The organism is Streptomyces sp. CA189, from assembly GCF_056428985.1.
In genome coordinates, this window is sequence record NZ_JBWJVM010000006.1 from 80,750 (window position 1) to 93,707 (window position 12,958).

Annotated in this window: 11 protein-coding genes; 8 read left to right on the plus strand and 3 right to left on the minus strand. The window is 71.2% G+C overall.

Going from position 1 to position 12,958, the window contains the following annotated elements:
• Positions 1–52: 52 nt before the first annotated feature.
• Complete coding sequence (glp, locus tag AC061S_RS07145; RefSeq protein ID WP_478684982.1) at positions 53–1,396, minus strand: molybdotransferase-like divisome protein Glp; 1,344 nt, start codon at positions 1,394–1,396, stop codon at positions 53–55.
• Between the two features lie 4 nt (positions 1,397–1,400).
• Positions 1,401–2,303, minus strand: coding sequence for a UTP--glucose-1-phosphate uridylyltransferase GalU (galU, locus tag AC061S_RS07150; RefSeq protein ID WP_478684983.1), 903 nt, complete (start codon positions 2,301–2,303; stop codon positions 1,401–1,403).
• A gap of 92 nt (positions 2,304–2,395) precedes the next feature.
• Here galU and AC061S_RS07155 point away from each other — a divergent pair, with 92 nt between their 5' ends.
• Positions 2,396–3,007, plus strand: coding sequence for a 5-formyltetrahydrofolate cyclo-ligase (locus AC061S_RS07155; protein ID WP_478684984.1), 612 nt, complete (start codon positions 2,396–2,398; stop codon positions 3,005–3,007).
• 9 nt (positions 3,008–3,016) lie between these two features.
• On the opposite strand, the gene AC061S_RS07160 is transcribed toward AC061S_RS07155, so the two are convergent.
• Positions 3,017–5,863 carry a penicillin acylase family protein gene (locus AC061S_RS07160; protein ID WP_478684985.1) on the minus strand — a complete coding sequence of 949 codons (2,847 nt, stop codon included), beginning with the start codon at positions 5,861–5,863 and terminating at the stop codon, positions 3,017–3,019.
• Positions 5,864–6,188: 325 nt separating this feature from the next.
• Here AC061S_RS07160 and AC061S_RS07165 point away from each other — a divergent pair, with 325 nt between their 5' ends.
• The 7 genes from AC061S_RS07165 to mscL all read left to right on the plus strand — a co-directional run bounded on the left by AC061S_RS07165 (position 6,189) and on the right by mscL (position 12,957).
• A complete protein-coding gene (locus AC061S_RS07165) occupies positions 6,189–7,754 on the plus strand; it encodes a potassium/proton antiporter (protein WP_478684986.1) in 1,566 nt (521 codons plus the stop codon).
• Positions 7,755–8,119: 365 nt separating this feature from the next.
• Complete coding sequence (locus AC061S_RS07170; RefSeq protein WP_478684987.1) at positions 8,120–9,460, plus strand: MFS transporter; 1,341 nt, start codon at positions 8,120–8,122, stop codon at positions 9,458–9,460.
• A 67-nt stretch (positions 9,461–9,527) separates the two neighbouring features.
• A complete protein-coding gene (locus AC061S_RS07175) occupies positions 9,528–9,839 on the plus strand; it encodes an FmdB family zinc ribbon protein (RefSeq protein WP_327253141.1) in 312 nt (103 codons plus the stop codon).
• Between the two features lie 105 nt (positions 9,840–9,944).
• Entirely contained in the window at positions 9,945–10,778 is an 834-nt protein-coding gene (locus tag AC061S_RS07180) for an S-methyl-5'-thioadenosine phosphorylase (RefSeq protein ID WP_478684988.1), read from the plus strand.
• Between the two features lie 20 nt (positions 10,779–10,798).
• Positions 10,799–11,581: an orotidine-5'-phosphate decarboxylase gene (gene pyrF / locus AC061S_RS07185; protein WP_478684989.1), complete on the plus strand. Its 783-nt coding sequence runs from the start codon at positions 10,799–10,801 to the stop codon at positions 11,579–11,581.
• A 158-nt stretch (positions 11,582–11,739) separates the two neighbouring features.
• Entirely contained in the window at positions 11,740–12,333 is a 594-nt protein-coding gene (locus tag AC061S_RS07190; protein ID WP_478684990.1) for a hypothetical protein, read from the plus strand.
• 120 nt (positions 12,334–12,453) lie between these two features.
• The gene (gene mscL, locus AC061S_RS07195) at positions 12,454–12,957 is read left to right on the plus strand and encodes a large conductance mechanosensitive channel protein MscL (protein ID WP_478684991.1); all 504 of its coding nucleotides are present in this window, start codon (positions 12,454–12,456) and stop codon (positions 12,955–12,957) included.
• The last annotated feature ends 1 nt before the right edge of the window (position 12,958 follow it).

Here is a 12,958-nt window from a genome sequence, read left to right on the forward strand (position 1 = left end):
GGGCCCCGCAAGGGCCTGTGTGGTGCAACACGCTACCCGCATCCGCGGGACCTCAGCCGAGCAGGACCACTTCCAGCTCGGCCCCGGGCTCCACCGAGGTCACGTCCTCCGGTACGACCATCAGCGAGTCGGCGTGCGCCAGCGCGGCGATCAGGTGCGAGCCCGATCCGCCGACCGGGCTGACCGTGCCGCTCTCCGCGTCGTACCTGCCGCGCAGGAACTGCCGGCGGCCCGCCGGGGAGCCGATGGCCTTGTCCGCCTTGAGCACCGCGCGCACGCTCGGCCGGCTGACCTCGGAGGCGGGCAGGCCCATGAGGGCGCGGATCGCGGGGCGCACGAACAGCTCGAAGGAGACGTAGGAGGAGACCGGGTTGCCGGGCAGGGCCAGCAGCGGGGTGTGGTCGGGGCCGATGGTGCCGAAGCCCTGGGGCTTGCCGGGCTGCATGGCGAGCTTGCGGAAGTCGATGCTCGCGCCGTCCACCCCGTCCTCGCCGGTGGAGACGGCGGTGAGGGCCTCCTTGACCACGTCGTACGCGCCGACGCTGACCCCGCCCGTGGTGACCAGCAGGTCGGCCCGGATGAGCTGGTCCTCGATGGTGGAGCGCAGGGTGTCGGCGTCGTCGGCGACGGCTCCGACCCGGTAGGCGATGGCCCCGGCGTCCCGCGCGGCCGCGGCCAGGGCGAAGCTGTTGGAGTCGTAGATCGTGCCGGCCGTCAGGGCCTCGCCGGGCTGGACCAGTTCGCTGCCGGTGGACAGGACGACCACGCGCGGGCGCGGCCGCACCCGTACGGTGCCCCGCCCGATGGCGGCCAGCAGGGCGATCTGCGGCGGCCCGAGGACCGTTCCCGCGGCGAGCGCGAGGTCCCCGGCCTGTACGTCGCTGCCGCGCGAGCGGACGTGCGCCCGCGCCTCGGCCGCGCGGTGGACCCGTACCTCGCCCGCGGCGCCCTTGGGCGACTCGCTGGCGGGGGTCATTCCGGAGGCGGCGCCGCCGCCCGTGCCGCCGTCGGTCCACTCGACCGGTACGACGGCTTCCGCGCCGGGGGGCAGCGGGGCGCCGGTCATGATGCGGGCGGCCTGGCCGGGGCCCACGGTCGGCAGCTCGCCGTCGCCGGCCGCCACGTCCCCGATGACCGTCAGCACCGCGGGGAACTCCTCGCTGGCGCCCTGGACATCGGCGGTCCGGACGGCGTAGCCGTCCATCGAGCTGTTGTCGAAGGGCGGCAGGGCCACGGGCACGGTGACGTCCTCGACGAGGACACAGCCCTGGGCGTCCAGCAGTTGGAGCTCGATGGGCTCCAGCGGCCGGACCGTGCCGAGGACGTCCGCCAGGTGCTCGTCCACCGACCAGAGGCGCTGGGCGGCAGGGTCCTGCGGTGCTTCGGGCTTGCTCAAGGTCCTACATCTCCTCCGTGACGTACTGGTGAAGCCAGGTGCGGAACTCCGGGCCCAGGTCCTCACGCTCGCATGCGAGCCGGACGATGGCCCGCAGGTAGTCCCCGCGGTCTCCGGTGTCGTAGCGGCGGCCCCGGAAGACCACGCCGTACACCGGGCCGCCGACGGTCTCGTCGGCGGCCAGCTTCTGCAGGGCGTCGGTCAGCTGGATCTCACCGCCGCGGCCCGGCTCGGTCTCCCGCAGTATGTCGAAGATCGCGGGGTTGAGGACATAGCGTCCGATGACCGCGTAATTGCTGGGGGCGTCCTGCGGGTCCGGCTTCTCGACGAGCCCGGTGATCCGGACCACGTCCTCCTCGCCCGTGGACTCGACGGCGGCGCAGCCGTAGAGGTGCACGCTCGCCGGGTCGACCTCCATCAGCGCGACGACGGTGCCGCCGGTACGGGCGTAGATGTCGGCCATCTGACGCAGCAGCGGATCGCGGGGGTCGATCAGGTCGTCGCCGAGGAGGACGGCGAAGGGCTCGCGGCCGACGTGCGGCTCGGCGCACAGCACGGCGTGGCCGAGGCCCCGGGGGTCGCCCTGGCGGACGTAGTGCATGGTGGCCAGGTCGCTGGATTCCTGGACCTTCTTGAGCCGGTCGTCGTCGCCCTTGGCGATGAGCGCCGACTCCAGCTCGTAGTTGCGGTCGAAGTGGTCTTCGAGAGCGCGCTTGTTGCGACCCGTGATCATGAGGATGTCGTCGAGCCCGGCCGACACGGCTTCTTCGACGACGTACTGAATGGCCGGCTTGTCCACCACAGGGAGCATTTCCTTGGGTGTCGCCTTGGTCGCGGGGAGGAACCGGGTACCGAGGCCCGCCGCCGGGATGACGGCCTTTTTGATCACGGGGTGCAACTGAGTCATGAGCGGAACGATAGTCGCTCGTGGACGGGGCCATGCGAGGTACAGATGAACATGTTCAGGTTTACCCCGATAGAAACGGATACGAGCCAGCCGTGACACAGAACCAGCCTTCGAGGGCCAAGACGGACCTGCGCCGGGAACTCCTCGCCGCCCGCCGCGCCTTGTCCGCCGACACTCTCCGCACGGCGGCCCGCGCCCTCTCCCGCTCCGCCCTGGAGCTGCCCGAACTCAGCTCCGCCCACACCGTGGCCGCCTACGTCTCCATCGGCTCCGAACCCGGCACCCGCGAGCTGCTCGACGCCCTGCGGGCGGCCGGCACCCGGGTGCTGCTGCCCGTCCTGCTGCCCGACAACGACCTCGACTGGGCGGCGTACGAAGGCCCGGACAGCCTGGCCGAGGCCGCGCACCCGGGGAAGATGCGGCTCCTGGAGCCCGCCGGTCCCCGCCTCGGTCCGGACGCGGTGACCGGCGCCGACGCCGTCCTGCTGCCCGGACTGGCCGTGGACCGGCGGGGGATGCGGCTCGGCCGGGGCGGCGGCTCGTACGACCGGGTGCTGGAGCGGCTGGAGCGCGCCGGGGCCCATCCCGCGCTGGTCGTGCTGCTCTACGACGACGAGGTGGTCGCGCGGGTCCCGGAGGAACCGCACGACCACCCCGTACGAGCGGTGGCCACCCCGTCGGGGGTGCTCCGCTTCAGCGCCTGAACCGGCCGGTCACGAGCCCTCGGGCTGGAGGGTCAGGGTGTCGACCGTGACCTTGGCCACGGCGTCCTTCCCGAAGGGCCAGTCGAGCAGTTCGCCCTTGGCCCACATCGTCGTCTGGTCCGTGTAGTGGTCGTGGTACGCGTGCCCCGAGGCGCCCGTCAGGTTGATCCAGCGGGACTTGTCGAAGTCGGCGAGGTTCACGACCATCCGCATCGACGGCACCCAGGTGACCGCGTACCCGCTGGAGGCGTTCCAGCCGGTCGCGTTGACGGTGGCCTCGCCGCCGCCCAGGTTCCAGGGGCCGCGGTTGAGGAGCCACTGGAGGTAGCCGGGGCCCTCGGTGCCGATCGTCTGGTTCTTGAGCATCAACTGGTGCAGCCGGCCCCAGCTCCAGGTCGACTGGTCCTTGCCGAGCTTGGCGGTCAGCTCCCAGCGCGCGTCCTTCATGGCCCGCGCGAAGAGCTGGTCGCGGTTGGTGGTGGCGGCCACAGTGCGGCCGACGGCGGGCGACTGCCACCACTGCGAGTTCTCGTCCTTGACCAGGCGGCGGACCACCTCGAACCAGCGGTCGCCGCCGTCCGGCTGCGCCGAGTCGGAGTCGCGCTCACCGCACTCGCGGACCATCTTGGCGAGGTCGTCGGCCGGCCCGGTGGTCTGCTCGGGGACGTTCATGCAGCTGCCCTCGACCCGCAGCTCCTTGGGCATCTTGTCGCCGAAGGCCAGCTTGAGGATGTTGCGCCAGACCGCGTTGAAGTACGCGGCGGCCGCCGAGTCGGGCTCCTGGGTGTAGTTCCAGCCCTCCAGCAGCTTCTGCGCGGAGCGGACGTCCGGGTCCGAGACGTCGATCTTGGCCAGCAGCGGGGTCAGCAGCGCGGCGATCTCGCTGCTGTTGTCCATCTGCATGGTGCGCATGTCGTCGGTGGAGATCTTCCCGCTGTCCTTGATCTTCGCCTCGATGAGGTCGTTGATCCGCTGGCTGCGGGCCCCGTAGCCCCAGTCGGTGGTCAGCAGGTACGGGTACTTGCCCGCGCCGGTGCCGCTCTCGGTGACGGCCTGGTTCGCCGTCACGATGAAGCCGCGGTCGGGGTTGTACGCCCACGGCATCTCGTCCGGAGGGACGTAGCCGGCGCCGCCGTCCCTGCCGCCCTTCCAGGCGTACTTGGAGTCCCAGCCGGGGGCCGGCATCTTGCCGTCCGCGCCGCCGCCCCGGATCGGGATGCGGCCGGGGGCCTGGTAGCCGATGTTGTTCTTGTTGTCGGCGTAGATGAGGTTCTGCGAGGGGACCTCGAAGTCGCGGGCCGCCGTGCGGAACTCCTGGAAGTTCTTGGCCCGGTTGATCGAGAAGACGGCGTCCATCGACTTGCCGGGGTCCAGCGCGGTCCAGCGCAGGGAGACCCCGTAGCCGTTGCCGCGGTCCGGGGCGGCGCTGGTCACGGGGGCGCGGGCGCCGACCGTGGTGATCTCGTCGCTGCGGTCGGAGATCAGCGGACCGTTGTTGGTGGACCGGACGGTGATCTTCTTCTCGCCGCCGCCGGCGATCTTGATGACCTCTTCGCGGGTGGCGAAGGGGAGCACCTTGTTGTCGTAGACGTAGCCCTCGGGCTTGACCTGCTCCAGGTAGAGGTCGGTGACGTCGGCGCCGAGGTTGGTCATGCCCCAGGCGATGTCGGTGTTGTGGCCGATGACCACGCCCGGCATGCCGGAGAAGGTGTAGCCGGCCACGTCGTACTTGCACGAGGCCGAGGCCGCCCGGCAGTGCAGGCCCATCTGGTACCAGACCGAGGGCAGCTGCGGGGAGAGGTGCGGGTCGTTCGCGAGCAGCGGCTTGCCGGTGGTCGTGTACCTGCCCGAGACGACCCAGGAGTTCGAGCCGATGCCGCTCCCGGCGGGGCCGAGGATCGCGGGGATCTCGTCGAGGGTGTCGGCCAGCGCGCCCAGCTGCGTGCGCAGGCCCACGGTGGCGCCCTGGGCGGTGGCGTTGCCGGCCAGGCCGGTCTCGCCGACGGTCTGGGTGGAGACCTGGGAGCCGTTGGTGCCGCCCTGCCCGCCGGTGGTGGAGCCGGAGCCCACGGGGCTGCCGGAGCCGGGACCGGCCGCGGGGGTGTACTTGCCGCCCTTGACGGTGCCGCCTTCGACGATCGGACGGTTCCGTTCGAAGGGGTACGGCGGGTAGAGCTCGTCGATCTGCGCCTGCGAGAGCTTGCCCGTCATGAGCGCGCGGTCGATCTCGTCCTGCATGTTGCCGCGGAGGTCCCAGGCCATCGCCTTGAGCCAGGCCACCGAGTCGACCGGCGTCCACTGCTCGGGCTGGTAGCCGTCGCTGAGCTTGAGGGCCGCGTGCTCGACGGAGAGGTCCTTGCCGGACTTCCCCTTCAGGTATGCGTTGACCCCGTCGGCGTAGGCCTGCAGGTACTTCTTCGTCTCGGTCGACAGCTTGGTGTCGTACTCCTGCTGCGCGACCTGGCGCCAGCCGAGCGTGCGCAGGAACGCGTCCGTCTCGACCTGGCCGGAGCCGAACATCTCCGAGAGCCGCCCGGAGGTCATGTGGCGGCGTACGTCCATCTCCCAGAACCGGTCCTGCGCGTGCACGAAGCCCTGCGCGCGGAAGAGGTCGTCGTCGGAGTCGGCGTACAGCTGGGGGATTCCGTTGGCGTCGCGCTTGACGTCGACGGTCCCGGTCAGTCCGGGGACCTTGAGGGAGCCGGTGGTCTGCGGGAACGAGGCCCGCACGCTGTCGACGCTCCAGTACGCGCCGTACCCGAGGCCAGCGAAGAGCGCCAGCACCAGGACGAGCACGATCAGACGGGCGCGTCGTCCCTTCTTCTTGACGGAAGGGGCGGTTTCGTTGGCGGGCATCGCTGTCCTTAGAGGGGCAGGGTGGTCCTGGGAGTGCTGGGAGCAACCATAGGCGCAGGACCGCCCCCGTTGATCCGCCAGGGGTCGAGCTCGTGGTCCGCCCCTGCCGACGGCTCGTGACGACGGGTCATGAGGACAGGGCCCCGCGGGCGTTTCACAATGTGGCTAGTGAGTAAAGGGCGCGTCAAAGATTAGGTAAGGTAACGAAGTACTTGCCGTCCGTGCCCGCGCCGGAACGATCCGTCAGCCGACGTCCCCCGTTCCGCCGTCGCCCGGCACTCGAGGAAAGGGCCGCCCGCTGACTGTCCACACGCTCAATGAGCTCATGCTGGTCTGCTCGCTCGTGCTGCTCGTCGCCGTTGCGGCGGTGCGCGTCTCTTCGCGCAGCGGACTCCCCAGCCTGCTCATTTACCTCGGCATAGGCATCGCCATAGGCCAGGACGGCATCGGCAACGTCGTATTCGACAACGCCGAGCTGACCCAGGTGATCGGCTATGCCGCGCTCGTCGTGATCCTCGCCGAGGGCGGTCTGGGCACCAAGTGGAAAGAGATCAAGCCGGCCCTGCCGGCCGCGATCGTGCTGTCGCTGGTCGGCGTCGCCGTCAGCGTGAGCGTGACCGCGGCGGGCGCGCACTACCTGGTCGGACTCGAATGGCGGCAGGCCCTGCTGATCGGCGCGGTCGTCTCCTCGACCGACGCGGCGGCCGTCTTCTCGGTCCTGCGCAAGGTCCCGCTCCCCTCCCGGATCACGGGCGTACTGGAGGCCGAGTCGGGCTTCAACGACGCCCCCGTCGTCATCCTGGTCGTGGCCTTCGCGACCGTCGGGCCGGTCGACCAGTGGTACGTCCTCATAGGCAAGATCGCCCTGGAGCTGGCGATCGGCGTCGCGATCGGCCTGGCGGTGGGCTTCCTGGGCGCGTACGGGCTGCGGCACGTGGCGCTGCCCGCCTCGGGCCTCTACCCGATCGCCGTGATGGCGATCGCGATCACGGCGTACGCGGCCGGCGCGATGGCGCACGGCTCCGGCTTCCTCGCGGTGTACCTGGCGGCGATGGTCCTCGGGAACGCGAAGCTCCCGCACTGGCCCGCCACCCGGGGGTTCGCCGACGGTCTCGGCTGGATCGCCCAGATCGGCATGTTCGTGCTGCTGGGCCTGCTGGTCACCCCGCACGAGCTGGTCCACGACTTCTGGCCGGCGGTGATCATCGGGCTGGTGCTGACGATGGTGGCCCGACCGCTGGAGGTCTTCGTCTCGCTGCTGCCCTTCCGGCTGCCCTGGCAGGAGCAGGCCCTCATGTCCTGGGCGGGCCTGCGCGGGGCCGTACCCATCATCCTTGCGACCATCCCCATGGTGTCCGGGATCGAGGGCAGCGAGCGGGTCTTCAACATCGTCTTCGTCCTGGTCGTCGTCTACACCCTGGTCCAGGGCCCGACCCTGCCGTGGCTCGCGCGCAAGCTGAAGCTGGGCAGCAGCGACGAGGCCGCCTCCGACCTGGGGATCGAATCGGCGCCGCTGGAGAAGCTGCGCGGGCACCTGCTGTCCTTCGCGATCCCGCCCGCCTCGCGGATGCACGGGGTCGAGGTGAGCGAGCTGCGGCTGCCGCCGGGGGCTTCCGTCACGCTGGTCGTACGGGACGCGCGCAGCTTCGTACCGGCGCCGTCGACCGTGCTGCGGCGCGGGGACGAGCTGCTGGTGGTGGCCACGGACCCGGTACGGGACGCGGCCGAGGCGCGGCTGCGGGCGGTGGCCCGGGGCGGCAAGCTGGCGGGATGGCTGGGGACCGGCGGGAACGAGAACGGGGACGGCGGCGGGGGCGGGAGGGGCAGAGGCTCCGGCAAGGGCTCCAAGGGGTCCGGGAAGGGCTCCGCCAAGCGCTCCGGCAAGGGTTAGAGCGGCGCTCTAATTCAGCATTTTCGGCGGGTTTTGTCCGCATTCACCCCTGATTACGTGGGACTTGAATGCGAAGTTCCAGTTAATCGCAGGTGAAGACACGCCCTGTAGCCCTAATCACAGGGCGTATCGGTCGATCTGCCTGTACGATAAAGGAACAACACATCGAACCAACTCTGCCTGACGCAGAGCTGGCGCGACCGCAAAGCGGCCGTGGCTCCCTCCCGCAGTGGGCGCCCAGGTATCACTCGGTTTTGCGCAAGAGGACAGCTCTCGGGGCTCCCACATGTACGGGTGCGATCGCTCACAAGGCGGTGCATCGTCCGCAGACGGGGAGTTCTACCAGGCAGCGGAAAGGCCAGGCCGTGACATCCGCGGTCACGACCGACAAGTCCGCCACGTCCACCCGACCCGGCTACGGGCAGCTCCTGCGCACGCCCGGCGCCCTCGGCTTCGTTCTCCCGGGATTCGCCGCGCGACTCCCCTTCGGCATGCTGACGATCAGCATCCTGCTGCTGGTCCAGCACACCACCGGTTCCTACGGCAGCGCCGGCATCGTCGCCGCCTTCACCGGTATCTCCATGGCCGTGTTCGCCCCGGTCATGGGCAAGCTCATCGACCGCCACGGCCAGAGTGCCGTGCTGGTCCCGGTGGCCCTGATCCACGCCACCGCCGTCAGCTCCCTGGTGGCGTTCGCGCTGCTGGGTGCGCCCGTCTGGGCGCTCGCACTGGCGGCCGTCCCCGCCGGTGCATCCGTCCCGCAGGTCGGACCCATGGTCCGGTCCCGCTGGGCGGCCAAGCTCGAGGGCTCCCCGCTGCTGCCCACGGCCGCCGCGTTCGAGTCCGTCACCGACGAGTTCACCTTCGTCGTCGGCCCGGTGCTCGCCACCGCGCTGTGCACCGGCATCAACCCGGCGGCCGGTCTGGTCACCGAGGCCGCGCTGACCCTGATCGGCGGCCTGCTCTTCGCCGCCCAGCGCGCCACGCAGCCCAAGCCCGTCGCCCGCCCGGCGCACGGTGAGAAGCACGCTCCGGCCCTGTCGTTCCACGGCCTGCGCGTCCTGATCGTCGCCTTCATCGGCATCGGCGCCGTCTTCGGCGGCATGCAGGTCTCGCTCGCCGCCTTCTCCGAGGAAATCGGCAACCCGGGCGCCAACGGTCTGCTCTACGGCGTCTTCGCCGCGGGCAACATGATCGCGGGCATCGCCTGCGGCGCGATCGCCTGGAAGATCGGCCCGCGCCGCCGCCTGATCCTCGGCTACATCGGCCTCACCGCGGCCGCCTCGGTCCTGTGGGCCGCGAACTCGATGATCCTGCTCGGCGCGCTCGGCCTGGTCGTCGGTCTGTGCATCGCCCCCGCGCTGATCACCGGCTACACCATGATCGAGCAGCTGGTCCCGGCCACCTCGCGGACCGAGGCCTTCACCTGGCTCACCGGCGGCGTCGCCTTCGGGCAGGCCGGCGCCGTGACCCTGGCCGGCCGCCTGACGGACGCGCACGGGTCCTCGTACGGCTTCCTCGTGCCGATGGTGGCCACCGTGCTCGCGCTGGCCATCCTGCTGGCGCTGCGTGCGAAGCTGGCCCCGAAGGCCCCGAGCCGGATCGTCAGCTCGTCCAAGCCGGCCGCTTCGGCCACCTCCGCGGCACCCGCCGCGGGTGTGAACGAGCGTGGTCTGGGTCACCGCGTGCCGGTGACGGTGGACTGATCCGCCGGAATACGTCACCATGGAGCGTCGTTAGCACTCATTGAGTCAGAGTGCCAGGAGGAAATTCGTGCCGACCTACCAGTACCAGTGCACCGAGTGCGGTGAGGGCCTTGAGGCCGTGCAGAAGTTCACCGATGACGCACTGACCGTGTGCCCGAGCTGCGACGGACGCCTGAAGAAGGTGTTCTCCGCGGTCGGCATCGTCTTCAAGGGATCCGGTTTCTACCGGAACGACAGCCGCGGCGCTTCGTCGAGCAGCACCCCTGCCTCGAAGCCCGCATCGACGCCCGCCGCCACCCCGGCCGCGTCCTCGTCCTCGACGGCTTCGTCGTCCTCGACCTCGACCTCCTCGTCGTCGTCGAGCTCGTCGGCCGCCTGACGCGCTCCAAGGCTTCACCGGCTCCAAGGCTTCACCGGTTCATCCGAGGCCCTGCCGTCCCCACGGGACAGCGGGGCCTTCGGCATGCCCCGTTAGGGTGGCCGCATGGCGAATGCAGAGATCGGTGTCATCGGCGGATCGGGCTTCTACTCCTTCCTGGAGGACGTCTCCGAGATCCAGGTGGAGACGCCTTACGGGCCCCCCAGCGACTCCCTCTACCTCGGTGAGCTCGCCGGCCGGACCGTGGCCTTCCTGCCCCGGCACGGCCACAGCCACACCGTGCCCCCGCACAAGATCAACTACCGGGCCAACCTGTGGGCGCTGCGCTCCGTGGGCGTCCGCCAGGTGCTGGGCCCCTGCGCGGTCGGCGGCCTGCGCCCCGAGTACGGCCCGGGCACCCTGCTCGTCCCCGACCAGCTGGTCGACCGTACGAAGTCCCGCGCCCAGACCTTCTTCGACGGGGAGCCGCTCCCGGACGGCTCGGTCCCGAACGTCGTGCACACCACCTTCGCCGACCCGTACTGCCCGGTGGGCCGCTCGGTGGCGCTGGCGGCGGCGCGCGGGCGGGAGTGGGAGCCGGTGGACGGCGGCACCATGGTCGTCATCGAGGGGCCGCGCTTCTCCACCCGCGCCGAGTCCCGCTGGCACGCCGCGGCCGGCTGGTCGGTGGTCGGCATGACGGGCCACCCGGAGGCGGTCCTCGCCCGCGAGCTGGGGCTCTGCTACACCTCGATGGCACTGGTCACGGACCTGGACGCGGGCGCGGAGACGGGCGAAGGGGTCTCCCACACGGAGGTCCTCAAGGTCTTCGGCGAGAACGTCGGCCGCCTGCGCGAGGTCCTCTTCGACGCGGTGGCCGCCCTGCCCCCGACGGAATCCCGCGCCTGCCTGTGCACCCACGCCCACGACGGCTGGGACCTGGGCATCGAGCTGCCTTAGCCGCCCCGGACACTGGCGGGATGAACGACACCGCCGACCCCCGGATCATCGTCGCCCTCGACTTCGACGGCCGCGAGGCCGCCGAGGGCCTGGTGGCACGCCTCGGGGGCGCCTGCAGCTTCTACAAGGTCGGGCTGGAGCTGCTGACCGCCGCCGGGCCGGACCTCGTACGCGGGCTCGTCGGGCAGGGTCACGAGGTCTTCCTCGACTTGAAGCTCTTCGAGATCCCGAACTCCGTGGCCGGCGCCGTGCGCGCCGCGGGCGCGCTGGGCGTGTCCGTGGTGACCGTCCACTCCATGGGCGGTACGGGCATCATGGCGGCCGCGGTGGACGCCGCGCGGGATTTCCCGGGGCTACGGGTGCTGGCGCTGACGGTGGTCACGAGCATGACCGGGAGCGACCTCGCCGACGTCGGCATCGGCTCCGGGGCGGCGGGCTCCGGCTCCGGGGCGGGCGCCGGCTCCGGCGCTGGCTCCGGCTCCGGCTCCGGCTCCGGCTCCGGCGTCAGTGCGAGCACCGACGAGCAGGTGCTGCGGCTGGCCCGGCTGGCGGCGGAGGCCGGATGCGACGGGGTCGTCGGGTCTCCCCGGGAGGCCGGGCCGCTGCGGAGACTGCTGGGGCCGGACCGGCTGATCGTCACACCGGGTGTGACGCTGCCGGGCGGGGAGGCCGGCGGGCACGCCCGCTCCGATACCCCGTGGGCCGCCTTCGCGGCCGGGGCCTCGCACGTGGTGGTGGGGCGGTCGGTGACCCGGGCCGCGGATCCGGTGGCGGCGCTGCGGAGGATCGCGGCGGGTCGGTAACTCCTGCGAGTGACGGGGATATCCACAAGCTGGGGATCCTCCACAGGGCCGAGCGGGATCCGGCGGGACGGCGGATCGTGAGGGACGTCCGGGCGCTGGGTCCGGGCGCTGGGACCGGATTCCGGACCCAGGAATCACTGCGCCAGGTGGTGGCCGTCATGACCGCGAACTCCCGCGTCCCTTCCCTCTCCTCCCTCTCCTCCCCTTCTCCCCTCTCCTCACCCCACGCCCACACCCCGGTGCGCCCCTCCCCCGTCCCCCGGCATCCCTCTTCCGCTCCGTGTCCCCCCGCGCGCTCCGTTCCCCTCTTCGCCCCGCTCCGGGTGGGGCGGGCCGGGGACCGGCTGCGCAGGGCCGTGCGGCGCCGGCGGCGCGGGGCCGCGGCCGGGCTGGCCGTCGTGGCGGCCGTGCTGGCGGTGGGAGGGACCGAGGCGCGGGCCTCGCGGGGCTCCGTACCGCCCGCGGCGCAGCCGCCTCCGGCGGCGGTACGGCTGGTGTCGGCGCCGGTGCGCATCGCGGACGCGGCGACGGTGCGGCTGTTGCGGCCCGGGGACCGGGTGGACGTGGTCGCCGCCGAGCGCGGAGGGCCGCCCCGGGTGGTGGCGGCGGGGGCCCGGGTGGCCGAAGTACCCGTTCCGGAGCAGGGTGTTGGGGACGGCGGGGCTCTGGTGGTGCTGTCCGTCCCCCGGGACACCGCGCGGGCTCTCGTGGGGGCGGGGACCGTGTCCCGACTGGCGGTGACGTTGTGTTGAATCGCACGAACGTCCGGTCAAGTCACCGCGGGGTGAGGGTCGATTGGACACCCCCGGGCCAAACTGCCGTAGCTTTCGGAACCGTTGGCTCCATGTTCGGCAGATACGAAGAAAGGCTCAGTGGTGAGCGAGAAGAAGAAGGAGAGCGTCCTGGCGGGCTTCAAGGCCTTCCTGATGCGCGGCAACGTGGTCGACCTGGCGGTAGCCGTGGTCATCGGTGCCGCGTTCACGAACATCGTGAACTCCGTGGTGAAGGGCATCATCGGCCCGCTGGTCGGCTCCATGGGCACGAAGAACCTGGACGTCTACTCCTCGTGCCTGAAGGACCCTTGCGGCATCGACGCGAAGGGCGAGCCCACCGGCGTGAACATCATGTGGGGCTCGGTGCTCAACGCGACGCTCACCTTCGTGATCACCGCCGCGGTCGTCTACTTCCTGATGGTCCTGCCGATGGCGAAGTACCTCGCCAAGGTGGAGCAGCGCCGCAAGGCGAAGGAAGGCGTCCAGGAGACCATGGAGATCACCGAGCTGGTGGTCCTCAAGGAGATCCGCGACGAACTGATCGCCCAGCGCGGCGCGGGTGGCGGGAGCGTCCACTCCGACGCTCCGAGCCCGCGGCTCTAGG